Below are 15,517 nucleotides of genomic sequence, written 5' to 3'. Positions count from 1 at the left end.
TGGCTAACGTCGTCCTCCTGCACCAGGAGGGATGTCATGCGCTACATCGATTTACGAAGTGATACGGTCACCCAGCCCACGGATGCCATGCGCCAGAGCATGCTGCATGCCGAGGTCGGGGACGATGTCTATGGGGAGGATCCGGGCGTCAATGCGCTGGAAGCCTATGGCGCCGACCTGCTTGGCAAGGAGGCCGCGCTGTTCGTGCCGTCCGGCACCATGTCCAACCTGCTGGCGGTGATGAGCCATTGCCTGCGAGGGGAAGGGGCCGTGCTGGGCTCGGCAGCCCACATCTATCGCTACGAGGCGCAGGGTTCTGCCGTGCTGGGGTCTGTGGCCCTGCAACCCGTGCCCATGCAGGCCGATGGCTCGCTGGCACTGGCGGATGTGCGGGCGGCCATAGCCCCTGACGATGCCCATTTTGTCCAGACCCGCCTCGTCTGCCTCGAAAACACCCATAACGGCAAGGTGCTGCCCCTGTCTTATCTGCGCGAGATGCGCGAGTTTGTCGACGAGCATGGCTTGCAGTTGCACCTGGACGGCGCGCGTCTGTTCAACGCAGTGGTGGCGAGTGGCCATACGGTGCGCGAGCTGGTCGCGCCGTTTGACAGTGTCTCCATCTGCCTCTCCAAGGGGTTGGGGGCGCCGGTGGGATCGTTGCTGGTGGGTTCCCATGCCTTTATCGCCCGTGCCAGAAGGCTGCGCAAGATGCTGGGTGGCGGCATGCGTCAGGCGGGGATCCTGGCCCAGGCCGGCCTGTTTGCCCTGCAGCAGCATGTGGTACGCCTTGCAGACGATCATCGCCGTGCCAGACGGCTGGCCGAGGGGCTGGCGGCGCTGCCCGGCATCAGGCTGGATCTGGCGCAGGTGCAGACCAACATGGTGTTCCTGCAACTGACGAGTGGCGAGAGTGCACCCTTGCTGGCCTTCATGAAGGAGCGGGGGATCCTCTTCTCCGGCTATGGCGAGTTGCGGCTGGTGACCCATCTGCAGATCCACGATGATGACATCGAAGAGGTGATCGACGCCTTTACCGAGTACCTCGGAGCGCATTGATACAGATTGTTCACTACAGAAACAGCACAGGGCGCCGCGGCGCCCTGTTTCATTTTTGAATGATGTTGTTTGTTACGCCTGTCGCTGGCCTGTCATCAGCATGGCCTCGTCGGTAGCATCGTAGATCATCACGGCGATATGGGTCACCTGACCGCCGAAATCGGCCAGCGGCACCAGGGTCAGATTCTGGAACATGTGGGGGGCCGAGCCCGTGATGGGGCGATAGTTGGAGAAACGCAGCAGATAGGGTTTCTGCTCCCAGGTGCTGAAGGCGCGATTGTTGAGCTTGAACACCATGTTGGCCTTGCGTTCGAACCAGGCCCTGTCCACGTCGGGGAAGAGATCGAACAGCACGCCATCGCGCACCTCACCGGCCAGCCGGCCGCTGTGGCTCTCCATGAAGCCGTTCCATACCTGCACCCTGTACTCCTTGTCGAGCACCACCAGCCCCACGTCCAGGTTCTGGACTATGTTCATCAGCCAATGAAATTCACGAATTTCCATGGTCACTCCCTAGAGCATGTGCATGATTTTGTTGTTCATGGTGGCGATGGAATCTTCGGTAAACAGCAGCAGCAGGTCACACTGCACCGCGTAATCCTGGACCCGGTAGTTGATCTCGATGGCCAGGGTGCGACGCCAGCGGCTCTTGTTGGTGTTGATGAGATCCTTGATGGGCCTGTGCTGGCCGAGCACCACAGGGTGACCTTGGCTGAAGGGGGTATCGAGCTGGCTGGCGTAACCGCGCAGGAAGGCGCCGATCAGCACGTTGGCCGTGTCCATCAAGAGTTCCAGCTCGGCATTGCGATCCAATGCGCCCTGATGGTTCATCAGCCGGGCCAGATCCTTGAAGCTGGAGTCGTGGAACAGGATCAGCGCTTCGCCGGCGATCCCCGCCCCGATGAAGCCCTGGCAGACGGCGGAGAGGGTATCCGAATCGGCGGCGGCCGAGAGGGCCATGTGCAGCTCGGAGACTTCCAGTACGTTGACATTGGGGATGGGCAGCACCACGAAGGCGTTGAGCAGGCGGGCCAGCAGGTCAGCGGCCTGGCCCATGGAGACGTTGGCAAGCTCCTGATAAACGTCGCGGATCTCGGGGGTGATCTTGACGCCGACATCGGCATCAGGTTCACCTGCCGCCAGGCCTTCCAGCAAGGCAGGTGCAGCGGCGACGCCATTGGGTTGCCACAAACCGTGTTGTCTGAGCAGGGCGCTCAGGGTCTCGGGGGCGGCGGGTTTCTTGATGAAATCGAGGGCGCCCAGGCTCATGACCCTTTGATGCGCCTCGGGCTGGATGTCGCCAGACACAACGAACACCTTGTTGCGCAGCCCTTCCTGTTGCAGTGTCTCCAACACCCCGTAGCCGTCCATTTCCGGCATGGTCAGATCCAGAAAGATCAGATCGCCATGCCCCATCAGCACCTGTTCCACCCCTTCGAGCCCGTTTGCGGCGTAATGCAGCGTCACATCCCAGTCGGAAGGAAGGGCGCGGGCCAGCTGTTTACGAGCGAATCCTGAGTCATCACATATCAATACATTCATAGTGTTAGGCTGGCCTGGTCAACGAGGATTGCTATAAGTGTGGCCCGCTGACGGTCAGATGCAATGGGACAAACTGGTTGCCGGTGAAAATTGGTTGTCCCATTGGTGGTTCCGGTAGCGCGCTGAGTATTTTTCAACGAATTCAGCGAACATCTTAACACGCAGCGGGGCGAACTGAGGCTGGCAGCGCAACATATAGAAGGGGCGATTGCCGGTTTTCCAGTCCGGCAGCACGGCGACCAGTTGCTCATCCTGCAGGAAGGGGTGCACGTAGTGGCGCGGTGCATTGACTATTCCCAGATGCCGTCTGGCGGCCCTGACAGCGGCCTGGGTCTGGTTGACGGTGAGCTTGGCGGCGCGTTTGATCTGCACCGTCTGCTCGTCCCGGCCGGTCAGTTGCCAGTGCTGATGGGGCCAGCAGTAGATCAGGGAGTGTTCCTCCAGCTGGGCCGGGTGCGCCGGTGTGCCCATCTTTTCCAGATAGAGTCTGGAGGCGAACAGGCCGTATTCGATGTGACCGAGACACTGGGCATTGGTCATGGATTGGGGCAGTTCACCGTTGAAAAACACCAGATCTCGATCGTTGTCGAGCAGGTGCTGATGGTCGTTGGTCTGGGCGATGTCGAACCGCACCGCCGGGTAGTGGAGGCCAAAATCCGCCAGCATGTCGACCAGTATGGTGTTGGAGAGCGCGATGGGCGCGGCGAGGCGGATCACCCCGTTGATGTCGGCTTCCCGGCCCTGGATTTCACCCGTGGCCTGCTCAATCTCGGCCAGCGGGGTGCACAGACGCTCGTAATATCTGAGCCCGTCGTCGGTGAGGCGGAGTTTGCGGGTGGATCTGTGTAGCAAGGAGCAGCCGAGCTGCTCTTCCAGCTGAGAAATACGTCGACTGATGGTGCCGGTAGGCATGCCCAGTGCGGCAGCCGCGTGGGAGAAGCCTCCCTCTTGCACCACCTTGACGAACAGATAGAACTCTTCGATGTACTTCATAAGCGGTGTTCTGGGTGTAACAAGGGAGTGACCTTAAAAAGAGCCGCCCGCCTTGGCAAGTGCAATCCGGCGTTTAATTGATCTGGATTAGATTCGACTCCCGCTGGTATTGGTGCAACAGGCGGACAAATTCGGCCGGATCCCGGTCCAGACTGTTGTCCGGCACCAGCAGATCGTAACCGAGCAGGTCACGCAAGCGGGTCATGCGATTGGCCAGCATGGCGATCACCCCCTCGTAGCGCTGACCAGACGGGGAGCGAAAGTGGCTCTCTTCCAGCAATCCCTCCCCCTGAAAGGCATCACCGCAGCCGCCGCTGGCACAATCTTGCCGTTCACTGCGCAGGGCTTGCAACAGCACGGCCCGCTGTTCGGTCAGCAGGCGCACTGCCAATCTGGGTGTGATCAATGTCAAAAAATCGTCGTAATCTTTTATCTTCAAACCTATGTAGGGCAGGGCGACCAGATCCCAGCCCAGATGAATGCGTGGTTGGTCAATACGTTGAATATTTCTCCATTTCAGGATCCAACCGCCGTATTTATGGTGATATTGCAAACAATCGTGACAGAGCGAGAGGCTGAAATGGGGTTCAACCAGCTTCAATGAGCCGATAAATATCATCATCAGACCCGCCAGCAGGCCGGAGACGAAGGGGATTAGTGGTTGTTCACGGAATAAAAAAAGTATAAAAATCATAGTAATGGTTACTATGATGCCCAACAATATCAAGGTGAGTCCGTTTTTCCTGACCATGGGTTTCACATGTAGCGTTTTCATATGAAGTCAGCCCTTGTGCGCATGCTTATTTCCAGATTATGGGCTGGATCCGATTTTGTACCAGCACCGGGCGTCCCGAGAGGGCGTCTTGTTGCAGGGTTTCCCTGTGATCACACATCATGAATCACCATATTAGATGAATACGCTAGACGAACGGTTATTGAACGGGATGGATGTGCTGCATACCCCGATCTGGGTTTATGACATCCGGCACCATCATATCTACTGGGCCAACCGCACCGCATTGGGGGTGTGGGAAGCCAGCTCGCTTGCCGAACTGCAATCGCGTGACTTCTCGGCCGACATGGCCGATGCCATCGACTTGTTGCTGCAACGCTATCTCGGTGATTTTCAACAGGGGCGCAGCTACAGCGAGTGGTGGACCCTCTCGCCCAAGGGCGTCAAGAAGCAGATCTACCTGCGGCTGTCCGGCATTCAGCTCGCTGGCCGCTTGATGATGATGACGGAGGCGGTGATCGACGCCGATACCCTCTATCAGGAGTCCTCCCTCGCCACTGGCGACACCCTGGCCTGCCTGTTTGACAATCAGGGGCGGCTGGAGAGTGGCAACCACCACTTCGACATGTGTTTCGGTGGCCAGGTCAGCCAACTCTCCCAGGTGTTTTCCGGCAACGACGAAGCCTTCTATCAGAAGCTCTCCCGACTCGACGAAGTGGTGGCCGAGGGGGAGTGCCGGACGCTCAAGGGGATGCGCTGGTTCCAGTACCAGTTCCGTCATATCCAGCAGGGGGCGCAGATCCTGCTCACCATGCGCGACATCACGGACCGCAAGCTGGAGGAGCTGGAACACCGCCATCTAGCCTGGCACGACTCGCTGACCGGGTTGCTCAACCGCTACGGCCTGATGAAATCCCTCGAGGCATATTGCGGTCTGGGTGGGCGTTTCGCGCTGGTGTTCATGGATCTGGACAACTTCAAGCTGGTCAACGACAACTATGGCCACAAGGCCGGGGATCGGCTGCTGGAGCGGGTGGCCGGTCGGCTCAAGCAGGTTTGTCCGCGAGATGTGGAGCTGGCGCGCCTCGGCGGAGACGAGTTCACCGCCCTGGTGCCGCTGACGCACTCCAGCGATCGGGCGCAGGAAGTGGCCGATCTCATGCTCTCCCAGATGACCAAGCCGCTGCAGCTGAGCGGGGTGCCGGAGGTGACCATAGGCGGCAGCATAGGCATCGCCATCTACCCGGACGATGCGGATGACGGCGACAACCTGATCACCCGCGCCGACATGGCCATGTATCAGGCCAAGCAGATGGGGCGCCTGCGCTGGCAGCGTTTCACCCCCAGCATGCAGCAGACCCTGCACCGCAAGCTAACCCTGAAGCAGTTTCTGGCCAAGGCCATAGGTCGGCAGGAGTTGAGTCTCTGCTACCAGCCCCAGGTGGATGTGGCAAAGGGCAAGTTGCTCGGTTACGAGGCCCTGCTGCGCTGGCACAATCCTGTGCTCGGCCATGTCTCGCCGGTGGAGTTCATTCCGCTGGCCGAGGAGATGGGGCTGATCCGGGAGATCGGCAGCTGGGTGCTCTCGACGGCCTTGGCCCAGATGGCCCATTGGCAGCAGCAGTGGCGGGTGCGGGTGCCGGTTTCGGTCAATCTGTCCGGGTTTCAGCTCTCCTCCTCCTTGCCGGAGCTGGTGGCTCAGCAGCTCAAGGCGTATGGCGTGGATGCCAGCCTGTTGACTCTGGAGCTGACCGAGACAGTCCTTATGCTGGACATGAAAGGCTGCATCGAGATCCTCGATGCCCTGAGCGAGCAGGGGATCAAGATCGCCATCGACGATTTTGGTACCGGCTATTCGTCGCTGGCCTACCTGAACCGACTGCCGATCGACACCATCAAGCTGGATCGCTCGTTCGTGGTGGGGCTGAACCTGCCGGTGATCCGCGCCACCGTCGCCATGGCGACCAGCCTGGGGCTTGGCATCATGGCCGAAGGGGTGGAGGATGAGCATGAGCTCGCCGCGCTGCGTGCCCAGGGTTGTCACGTGTTCCAGGGCTTTTTGTTCAGCAAGCCGATGACGGTGGAGCAGGTGGAGGCCAGCGCTTTTCTGGTGTGCTGCAAGGCGGGCGACTATCCGCTGGCAGGATAGGGCCAAGGAAGTGCATCCGTCATCGTCAGCTACGAGGGGCCTTGGGCCCCTCCGTTTTTTTGGGTAGAGTGTGGGCTTCTTCCTGGAGGCATCATGAACCCGACCATAGACCTTATTCTCGCCCATAGATCCATTCGTCAATTTACCCCGGAGCCCATCACGGCGAGCCAGCTCGACCAGATCCTGAGTGCGGCCCAGTCTGCCTCCAGCTCCAGTTTCCTGCAGGCGAACAGCATCATACGGGTGACCGACATGGCCCTGCGTGCCCGGCTCGCCGAGCTGGCGGGGCATCAGGCCTATGTGGCCGAGGCGGCCGAGTTTCTGATGTTCTGCGCCGATTATCATCGCCACGGCCAAATCGTGCCGGATGCCCAGACAGGTTTTGTCGAGCAGTTGCTGATCGGGGCCATCGATGGCGCCCTGATGGCCCAGAATGCCCTGCTGGCCGCCCAATCGCTGGGATTGGGTGGCGTCTACATCGGTGGCATTCGCAACAATCCGGTCGCCGTGAGCGAGGCGCTGGGGCTGCCTCATCAGGTGATCCCCCTGTTTGGGCTCTGTCTGGGCCATCCGGCGCAGGCTCCCGAGCAGAAACCCCGCTTGCCCCGGGCGCTGGTGGTGCACGAAAACCACTATCAGGCCGAGCTGGACCGCCCCTTGCTGGCGCAATACGATCAGCAGATCGAGGCCTACTATCAGGCTCGCAGCAGCAATAACAAGCAGCAGACCTGGAGCAGCCAGATCCGGGGCATCCTCGGCAAGGAGGCGCGCCCCTTCATGCAGGAATTCCTGCAATCGAAAGGGTTCAACCTCAAGTAATGGGCCCGATGGGCGATACTATGAGGTAATGGCAGTGTTGCCATCGCTGCGTGATCCTGATCTCCGCTGCCGATTTGTGGCTCCAAAGCGCAATAAATCGTGGGTAAGCGCGGCGGTGCGGACTACCTTAAGTGGGTAAGCTGTTGTAGGATCACGCAATTGGATTGGGACAGGAGTTTGAACATCCTATGATTTTAACCTTGGTATTGCTGTCTATTGGCGCACTCCTGTTTCTGGTGATCGCCTATAACGTGATGCAGCAATATAAGCAGAAGGCAGAGGCCGACAAGCGCCATGCCATCGCTCGTCATAAGGCAGTGGCGGATGAAACCGAAGAGGTGCTGCTGAATGTCAACTTGGTGCCCTTCTCCAAGAACATAGTGCTGTTGCTGCAACACCGTATTCTGGATGCGTACCGGGCGATCGCCCTGGTGATGCCCAATGGCCAGATCAAACAGCGCATCGCCGATGTGCAGACCCAGATCAAGAATGTGCAGGAGAATTACAGCAGCCAGGATGAGGGGCACTTCAAGACGCCCGAATCCGACCGCCAGGCCATTCAGATGCTGCAACTGGTCAAGAAGATGCGGGCCGTGCTGCGGGTCGAGCACAACAAGGGCAAGATAGATCCCCACGGTTTTGCCCAGGAGGAGCGTCGCCTCGAGCTGATGCAGCTCAAGATCAACATCTCCAATCTGGTCAAGCGGGCCATGGATGCCCAGATCCAGGGGCAATACGGTACCTGTCGTCAGCTCTATACCAAGGGGCTCTCCGCATTGGCCGGGGTGTCTGACAAGGATCCCTATCTGATGGCTCGTGAAGAAGACATGCGCCAGGGGCTGGCCGGACTGGATGCCCATCTGCAGCAGCACAGCGAGAAGGAGCTGCAGAACATCAAGGATAAAGAGGCGGACGAGCTGGACGTCCTGTTCCAACCCAAGAAGAAATGGTGATCATGTCCCACCCACTCGATACCACACTGGGGCCCATGGCCCCATTTGTTTGCCAGCTGCTGGCTGAACTGGCGCAACGGGCCGTCCATGTCGATGCCATCGACGTTGACCACCTCTGTTACCGTGCGGCCACGCTGGTCGAATATCAGGCCCTGCAACAGACCCTGGTGGCGCACGGTGCCCTGCTGGTGGAAGGCATGATAGGGGGGCGTCCCATTGCCACCTACCAGCTGCATCATCCCGTGTGCTGTGGCGACGTCAGCGTGCCCTGCATCGAACTGGCGGCGCCCAAACCGGGTCGCAGCCATCAGGCGGGGCTGGAGCACATAGAGCTGGTGGTGCCGTCACTACCGGCGCTGGTGGCCGCGCATCCCGATGTGCCGTTCAAGACTGGCAACATGGATGATCTCCGCAACCCTGACGTGGGCTTGATGCTGGCGTCTGGCCAGATCAAGTTTCACCTGCGCTCTTTGGCCGAGGTGATCGAGGAAGAGCTGCACACTGGCGCCGTGGTGCCTGTGCCCGCCGATTATTACGACAACCTCTGATTGATGCGAGCGCGGGCACGGGTGCCCCTTGATGATGACGCTGTGTAGGCGTGGGAGCCGCTATCCGTGACTACGATGGCGTATGGCAGGAGAGGGGGCGGGTGTTACGCCCCTTCAAGTGACCGAGCCAGAGGCTCAAGCCCGCGGTGATCACCAGCACCAGCTCGATGCCGAGCACCAATCCCCCCAAGCCACCCCGCTCCCAGAAGGGGTGCAGGTAGAGGCCTCCCAGGCTGGCCCCCAGATAATACCCCACCAGATAGAGTGACGAGGCGAGCGCCCGGTTGTGTTCCACGTGCTGACCGACCCAGGCACTGGCACAGGCGTGGGCGAGAAAGAACCCGAAGCTCGAGATGAGCAGCCCCGTCAATATGGCCGCCAGCGAGCCATACAACAGCAGCGCACTGCCCAGCGCCATCAGCGAGATCCCCGCCAGCAGCAGGCGCTGTGCCCCCCAGCGGTGGGCGCAGCGACCACTCAGGGAGGAGGCGACCGTACCCGACAGATAGGTCAGGAACAGCATGCCGAGCCACTGGGTGGGCAGGGAGAAAGGGGCCTTGGCCAGCAGGAAGGTGAGGTAGCTGTACTGGTTCAAAAACACCATGAAGTTGAGCCCGCCGATGAGATAGGCACCGACCAGCAGCGGGTTGCCGAGGTGGCTGCTGATGGCCTGCCGGAACTGGCCCGGCTCGGCGATGACGGGCACGAAACGGGTCTGGGCCGGCAGCAGCCAGATGACGAGTGGCAGCAGGGCAAGGCTTATCAGGCCTATGCCGAGAAAGGTGTGCTGCCAGTCGCCAAACCAGCCAGCAAGCAAGCCGCCGACCACCCGGCCGGCGATCCCGCCGAGCGAGTTGGCGGCGATATAGACACCGACGGCGGAGAGCAGGGCGCGCTTGCTGAACTCTTCTCCCATGTAGGCGATGGCGGTGGCGGGCAGCCCGGCCAGCAACACCCCTTGCAGTATCCTCAGCAGCAACAGCGATTCAAACTGGTGCACCAGGCTGATGAGCAGGGAGAACAGGATGGCGCCGGCCAGGCTCCACAGCATGATCCGTCGCCGACCGAACCTGTCCGCGAGGCGGGCGCAGAGCAGCAGCGAGGCGGCCAGACCTGCGGTGCAGCCAGCCAGTGTCCAGCCCGCCGCCAGCGAGCTGACGGAGAAGACATCCGCCAGCAGTGGCAGCAGGGGATGAGTCTGGTAGAGGTTGAGAAACACCAGGAAGGAGCCCAGGCTCAGGGCCAGGGTGGCGCGTATCCATTCGCGGCTACCTACTTCGATCATATGCGGTTGTCCTGACGGCTTTTGTGCAGAGTAGTGCGCCGCAGAGCATAAATATAATATATTTAAGTTATCCAACTAATAAGATTAATTGATATGGATTTGAAACAGCTCACCTATTTGCTGGCGGTGCGGGATGCCGGTTCCTTCACTAAAGCAGCCAATGGCCTCCATATAGCCCAGCCCGCCATCAGCATGGCCATCGCCAAGCTGGAGCAGCAGCTCGAGTTGCGGCTGTTTGACCGGCAGGATCGCACTGTGCGACTCACCCCGGAGGGGGAGGTACTCTGCCGTCATGCCGAGCGACTGTTGTTGCAGATGCATCAGGCGGAAGCCGAGATGGCCGAACTGAAAGGGCTGGAGCGTGGCGAGGTGCGTATCGGCATTCCCTACATGATGGGCTCTTACTATTTTCCGCCGATCCTAATGGCCTTCAAGCATCGCTATCCCGGCCTCAAGATCCGGGTGGAGGAGGCGGGCTCGCGTGAGCTGCTGAGCCGCATGGTGGACGGCACCCTGGATCTCGCCATCCTGATCACCAGCGATCTGCCCCCAGCGCTGGAAGGGGCCCAACTGCTGCGTGAAGAGATGTTGATGGTGGTGGGGGAGGAGCATCCGCTACGGCAGGCCCAGGCCGTCTCCCTGACCCAGTTTTTCGGCCAGGAGCTGGCCATGTTCCGGCGCGGTTTCTACCACCGCGAGCACATGGAAGCATTGGCGCAGGGGCTGGGCTGTGAGCCCAATATCGCCTTCGAGAGCAACCTCATCCCGCTGCTCAAGGCGGTGGTAAAGCAGGGCTTTGCGGTGACCACTTTCCTGCGGATGGTGCTGGACGAGGAGACTGCCTTGACCGGCGTGCCGTTTGCTCCACCCATTTTCCTCGATCTCTGCGTGGCGTGGCGACGGGGGGATCCGCTCTCCATGGCGAACCGTGCCTTGCGGGATTTTTTGCTGGCACAGGCCCGGCCATAAATGGCCAAGAAGGAAAGGCTATCAGGCAAAAGTTTGTTAGTATTAGTTCAAGTCGCCTTTAGAGCCTAACACCATGAAACTCCAACAGTTGCGTTATATCGTTGAGGTTGCCAACCACAGATTGAACGTGTCGGCAACGGCAGAGAGCCTCTACACCTCTCAGCCAGGGATCAGCAAGCAGGTGCGCATGCTGGAAGATGAGCTGGGGATCCAGATTTTCGAGCGCAGTGGCAAGCATCTGACTCAGATCACCCCGGCAGGACGGGATGTGATCAAGATAGCCAACGAGATCCTGGGCAAGGTGGAGAGCATCAAGGCGGTGGCGAGCCAGCATACTCATCCCGAGCAGGGCACGCTGCATATCGCGACCACCCATACCCAGGCCCGCTATGCGTTGCCCGATGTGATCAAGGGGTTCATCAAGCGCTTTCCCAAGGTCTCCCTGCACATGCATCAGGGCACCCCGACCCAGATCAGCGAAGCCGTGGTCAAGGGCCAGGCCGACTTTGCCATTGCCACCGAGGCGCTGCACCTGTACGAAGATCTCATCATGCTGCCTTGCTACCACTGGAATCGCAGCGTGATCGTGCCCAAGGGCCACCCGCTGACCCAGGTTGGCAAGCTCTCCATTGCCGATATTGCCCGCTTCCCGCTGGTGACCTATGTGTTCGGCTTCACCGGCCGCTCCGAGCTGGATACCGCCTTCAACCGGGCAGGGTTCGAACCCAATATCGTCTTCACCGCCACCGATGCCGACGTGATCAAGACCTATGTCCGATTGGGCGTCGGGATCGGCGTGATGGCGACCATGGCGCTGGATCCCCAGGTCGATACCGATCTGGTGGCGCTCGATGCCAGCCACCTGTTCGCCCACAGCACCACCAAGATAGGGTTTCGCAAGGGCTCCTTCCTGCGCACCTACATGTATGACTTCATGACCCGCTTCGCCCCGCACCTGACCCGGGATGTGGTGGAGCGCGCCATCGCGCTGCGCTCCAGTGACGATGTGGATGCCATGTTCGCCGATATCGAGCTGCCCATCCGCTAGCGCGGCCAGCCTGAGTGTCTGCCAACAAAAACGCCTCCCGATGGGAGGCGTTTTTCATGCCGGCGTGTGGCGGGCCGGGATCACTTCTTGAACAGGTGATCCAGCTTGCTCGCCTTGGTCGAGAGATAAAACTCGTTGTGGGGATTGCGCCCTTCCTGCAGGGGAACCCGCTCCGCCACCGGAATGCCAAAGCTCTCCATCGCCTTCATCTTGCGCGGGTTGTTGGTCATCAGGCGCAAACTGGTGACGTGCAACGCCTTGAGCATGTCGGCGCAGATGGTGTAGTCGCGCATGTCGGCGGCAAAGCCCAGCGCCACATTGGCCTCAACGGTATCGGCGCCCTGATCCTGCAGGTGGTAGGCCCGGATCTTGTTGAGCAGGCCTATGCCGCGCCCTTCCTGGCGCACGTACAACAAGACGCCACGACCGGCCTTGGCGATGTTCTCCATGGCGGCCTGCAATTGGAAACCGCAGTCGCAGCGCAGGCTGAACAGGGCGTCTCCGGTCAGGCACTCAGAGTGAATGCGGCCCAGCACAGGCTCATCACCCGTGACATCGCCCATCACCAGCGCAGCATGATCCTTGCCGGTACCGGTTTCCTGAAAGCCTACCAGCGTGAAGGTGCCCCAGGGGGTCGGCAACTTGGATTTGGCCACGAGGGTAACGCTGCTCATAGGTTGCTCCTTACTACAGCTGCTTAAAAAGGGCGGCCAGTTTAGCGCGCCTTGTCCAGAACAACCATAAGAACAAAACCTTGCACTGTTTAATGACTTGAGTCGCTGTACGCAAACCACGCGATCGCGACGGCTTCTGCGCAAATGTGCGCCTTGACGACTGCCAGGCTCGGCACATTTGGGTATAATCGGCGCCCATTACCCCATCCCTTCCGGGATGTGTGCAACAAGTGTGCAGGAGAGAAGTTATGCCTCAGATGGCCCCCGTGATGACAATCGATGGCCCGAGTGGTGCCGGTAAAGGCACTCTGTGCCAGTTGCTGGCTGAGAAACTGGGTTGGCACCTGCTCGATTCCGGCGCCATCTACCGGGTGTTGGCCCTGGCTGCCTTGCATCACGATGTAGAGCTCGATTCTGAAGCCGCATTGGTCCCACTGGCTGCCAACCTGGATGTGCAATTCCAGGTGGACAGCGAGCAGGTCAAGGTGGTGCTGGAAGGGGAGGATGTCTCCCGTACCATACGTACCGAAGAGGTGGGCAATGCCGCGAGCAAAATCGCCGCCTTCCCGCGGGTACGCGAAGCCCTGCTGCGCCGCCAGCGTGCATTTCGTCAGGCACCGGGTCTGATCGCCGATGGACGTGACATGGGAACCGTGGTTTTCCAGGAGGCCGAGGTGAAGATTTTCCTCGACGCCAGTGCGGAAGAACGCGCCCAGCGCCGCTATAAGCAGTTGCAAGATAAGGGCTTTGATGTTAACTTTGAGCGTCTTTTAACCGAGATTCGGGAACGTGACGATCGCGACAGAAATCGCGCCGTAGCGCCCCTTAAACCGGCAGAAGATGCTCTCGTGGTGGATTCTACCGCCATGACCATAGATGAAGTGCTGGCAACGGTACTCGCCTATGCAGAGCAACAACTTGGTGATGCCAGCGCAAGCTGACATCCGGTCGTCTGCACCAAGGATGGCGCAGATTATTTAAAACAGCCCCGCTTGTGCCGGATTGCAAGTGGATGTTTCATTTGTGACATAAACAATGATCGAATCTTTTGCTCAACTCTTTGAAGAGTCCCTGAACTCCGTTGAAACCCGTCAAGGTTCCATCGTCAAGGGTACTGTCGTTGCTATCGAGAACGGTTTCGTACTGGTTGACGCCGGTCTGAAATCTGAGTCCGCCATCCCGGCTGAAGAATTCAAGAACGCCCTGGGCGAGCTGGAAATCAGTGTGGGTGACACTGTTGACGTAGCTCTGGACTCTATCGAAGATGGTTTCGGCGAAACCAAGCTGTCCCGTGAAAAAGCCAAGCGCCACGAAGCCTGGCTGCAGCTTGAAAAAGCTTACGAAGAGCAAGCTACCGTTATCGGTATCATCAACGGCAAGGTCAAGGGTGGTTTCACCGTTGAACTGAATGGCATCCGTGCCTTCCTGCCGGGTTCTCTGGTTGACGTACGTCCGATCCGTGACACCGCTCACCTGGAAAACAAAGAACTCGAGTTCAAAGTCATCAAGCTGGACCAGAAGCGCAACAACGTTGTTGTTTCCCGTCGTGCCGTGATCGAGACCGAGAACACCTCCGAGCGCGAGAGCCTGCTGGCTAACCTGCAAGAAGGTCAAGAAGTTAAGGGTATCGTCAAGAACCTGACCGACTACGGTGCATTCGTAGATCTGGGCGGTGTTGACGGCCTGCTGCACATCACCGACATGGCGTGGAAGCGCGTTAAGCATCCTTCCGAAATCGTCAACGTTGGCGACGAGATCGCAGTCAAGGTTCTGAAGTTCGACCGCGAGCGTACCCGTGTATCCCTGGGTCTGAAGCAGCTGGGCGAAGATCCCTGGGTTGCTATCGCCAAGCGTTACCCGGAGACCACCCGTCTGTCTGGCCGCGTGACCAACCTGACCGACTACGGCTGCTTCGTTGAAATCGAAGAAGGCGTTGAAGGCCTGGTACACGTATCCGAGATGGATTGGACCAACAAGAACATCCACCCGTCCAAAGTTGTTAACGTTGGCGACGTGGTTGACGTGATGGTTCTGGATATCGACGAAGAACGTCGTCGTATCTCCCTGGGTCTGAAGCAGTGCAAATCCAACCCGTGGCAGCTGTTTGCCGAAACTCACGCCAAGGGCGACCGTGTTTCCGGTAAAATCAAGTCTATCACTGACTTTGGTATCTTCATCGGTCTGGACGGCGGCATCGACGGCCTGGTTCACCTGTCTGACATCTCCTGGAACAACCAGGGCGAAGAAGCAGTTCGTGAATTCAAGAAAGGCGACGAGATCGAAGCCGTTGTTCTGCAAGTGGACCCGGAGCGTGAGCGCATCTCCCTGGGTGTCAAGCAGATCGAAGAAGACCCGTTCAATAAGTACCTGTCTGATAACAAGAAAGGTGCTATTGTGAAGGGTAAGGTTACCGAGGTTGATGCCAAGGGTGCCGTGATCGAACTGGCTGACGGCGTAGAAGGCTACCTGCGTGCCTCCGATGCTGCTCGTGACCGTGTTGAAGACGCGACTCTGGTACTGTCTGTTGGTGATGAAGTTGAAGCCAAGTTCATGGGCGTTGATCGTAAGAACCGCACCGTAAGCCTGTCTGTCCGTGCTAAGGACGAGGCTGACGAGCGTGTTGCTATCGATAGCCTGAACCAACAAGAAGAAGTTGTGTTCAGCAATGCTATGGCTGAAGCGTTCAAAGCTGCCAAGGGTGAATAATCCTTGATGCAAGAAAAGGGCGGCTTCACGCCGCCCTTTTTT

General features: G+C 59.2%; 15 protein-coding genes. 9 read left to right on the top strand and 6 right to left on the bottom strand.

Annotated features, from left to right (window positions below):
• The first annotated feature begins 36 nt into the window (after nt 1–36).
• Nucleotides 37–1,056: a low-specificity L-threonine aldolase gene (gene ltaE / locus CK910_RS18880; protein ID WP_098984336.1), complete on the top strand. Its 1,020-nt coding sequence runs from the start codon at nt 37–39 to the stop codon at nt 1,054–1,056.
• Between the two features lie 72 nt (nt 1,057–1,128).
• Here the strand turns inward: ltaE and CK910_RS18875 are convergent, their stop codons facing one another.
• From CK910_RS18875 to CK910_RS18860, 4 genes are all read right to left on the bottom strand, one after another.
• Nucleotides 1,129–1,560 carry a PAS domain-containing protein gene (locus CK910_RS18875; protein ID WP_042871318.1) on the bottom strand — a complete coding sequence of 144 codons (432 nt, stop codon included), beginning with the start codon at nt 1,558–1,560 and terminating at the stop codon, nt 1,129–1,131.
• A 9-nt stretch (nt 1,561–1,569) separates the two neighbouring features.
• Entirely contained in the window at nt 1,570–2,598 is a 1,029-nt protein-coding gene (locus tag CK910_RS18870; RefSeq protein ID WP_043555334.1) for a response regulator, read from the bottom strand.
• 54 nt (nt 2,599–2,652) lie between these two features.
• Nucleotides 2,653–3,591, bottom strand: a complete 939-nt coding sequence (locus tag CK910_RS18865; protein WP_043136656.1) for a LysR family transcriptional regulator — start codon at nt 3,589–3,591, stop codon at nt 2,653–2,655.
• A gap of 73 nt (nt 3,592–3,664) precedes the next feature.
• Nucleotides 3,665–4,366, bottom strand: coding sequence for a DUF2982 domain-containing protein (locus CK910_RS18860; protein ID WP_043555338.1), 702 nt, complete (start codon nt 4,364–4,366; stop codon nt 3,665–3,667).
• A 169-nt stretch (nt 4,367–4,535) separates the two neighbouring features.
• On the opposite strand from CK910_RS18860, the gene CK910_RS18855 reads away from it, so the two are divergent.
• The 4 genes from CK910_RS18855 (at nt 4,536) to CK910_RS18840 (ending at nt 8,793) form a co-directional block, all read left to right on the top strand.
• Nucleotides 4,536–6,473 (top strand): putative bifunctional diguanylate cyclase/phosphodiesterase, encoded by a 1,938-nt coding sequence (locus CK910_RS18855; protein WP_043136650.1) that lies wholly within the window; start codon nt 4,536–4,538, stop codon nt 6,471–6,473.
• 93 nt (nt 6,474–6,566) lie between these two features.
• A complete protein-coding gene (gene nfsA, locus CK910_RS18850; protein ID WP_043555340.1) occupies nt 6,567–7,292 on the top strand; it encodes an oxygen-insensitive NADPH nitroreductase in 726 nt (241 codons plus the stop codon).
• A gap of 188 nt (nt 7,293–7,480) precedes the next feature.
• The gene (locus CK910_RS18845; RefSeq protein ID WP_043136644.1) at nt 7,481–8,245 is read left to right on the top strand and encodes a hypothetical protein; all 765 of its coding nucleotides are present in this window, start codon (nt 7,481–7,483) and stop codon (nt 8,243–8,245) included.
• Entirely contained in the window at nt 8,239–8,793 is a 555-nt protein-coding gene (locus CK910_RS18840) for a VOC family protein (protein ID WP_172955365.1), read from the top strand. Before CK910_RS18845 ends, CK910_RS18840 begins: the two co-directional genes overlap by 7 nt.
• Before the next feature lie 70 nt (nt 8,794–8,863).
• Here CK910_RS18840 and CK910_RS18835 read toward each other — a convergent pair whose 3' ends face one another.
• Nucleotides 8,864–10,078, bottom strand: a complete 1,215-nt coding sequence (locus CK910_RS18835; RefSeq protein WP_098984334.1) for an MFS transporter — start codon at nt 10,076–10,078, stop codon at nt 8,864–8,866.
• A 93-nt stretch (nt 10,079–10,171) separates the two neighbouring features.
• On the opposite strand from CK910_RS18835, the gene CK910_RS18830 reads away from it, so the two are divergent.
• Nucleotides 10,172–11,047 (top strand): LysR family transcriptional regulator, encoded by an 876-nt coding sequence (locus CK910_RS18830; RefSeq protein ID WP_098984333.1) that lies wholly within the window; start codon nt 10,172–10,174, stop codon nt 11,045–11,047.
• A 73-nt stretch (nt 11,048–11,120) separates the two neighbouring features.
• Nucleotides 11,121–12,095 (top strand): HTH-type transcriptional regulator CysB, encoded by a 975-nt coding sequence (gene cysB, locus CK910_RS18825; protein ID WP_043136635.1) that lies wholly within the window; start codon nt 11,121–11,123, stop codon nt 12,093–12,095.
• A gap of 80 nt (nt 12,096–12,175) precedes the next feature.
• Here cysB and ribA read toward each other — a convergent pair whose 3' ends face one another.
• The gene (gene ribA / locus CK910_RS18820) at nt 12,176–12,769 is read right to left on the bottom strand and encodes a GTP cyclohydrolase II (protein ID WP_043555348.1); all 594 of its coding nucleotides are present in this window, start codon (nt 12,767–12,769) and stop codon (nt 12,176–12,178) included.
• 248 nt (nt 12,770–13,017) lie between these two features.
• Between ribA and cmk the strand changes: the two genes are divergently transcribed.
• Entirely contained in the window at nt 13,018–13,710 is a 693-nt protein-coding gene (gene cmk / locus CK910_RS18815; RefSeq protein WP_042871343.1) for a (d)CMP kinase, read from the top strand.
• A 94-nt stretch (nt 13,711–13,804) separates the two neighbouring features.
• Nucleotides 13,805–15,475, top strand: a complete 1,671-nt coding sequence (gene rpsA / locus CK910_RS18810; protein ID WP_042034339.1) for a 30S ribosomal protein S1 — start codon at nt 13,805–13,807, stop codon at nt 15,473–15,475.
• Nucleotides 15,476–15,517: the final 42 nt, after the last annotated feature.

It is taken from the genome of Aeromonas sp. CA23, assembly GCF_002587065.1.
GTDB lineage: Bacteria > Pseudomonadota > Gammaproteobacteria > Enterobacterales > Aeromonadaceae > Aeromonas > Aeromonas bestiarum.
This window is presented reverse-complemented; position numbering and strand designations above follow the sequence as displayed.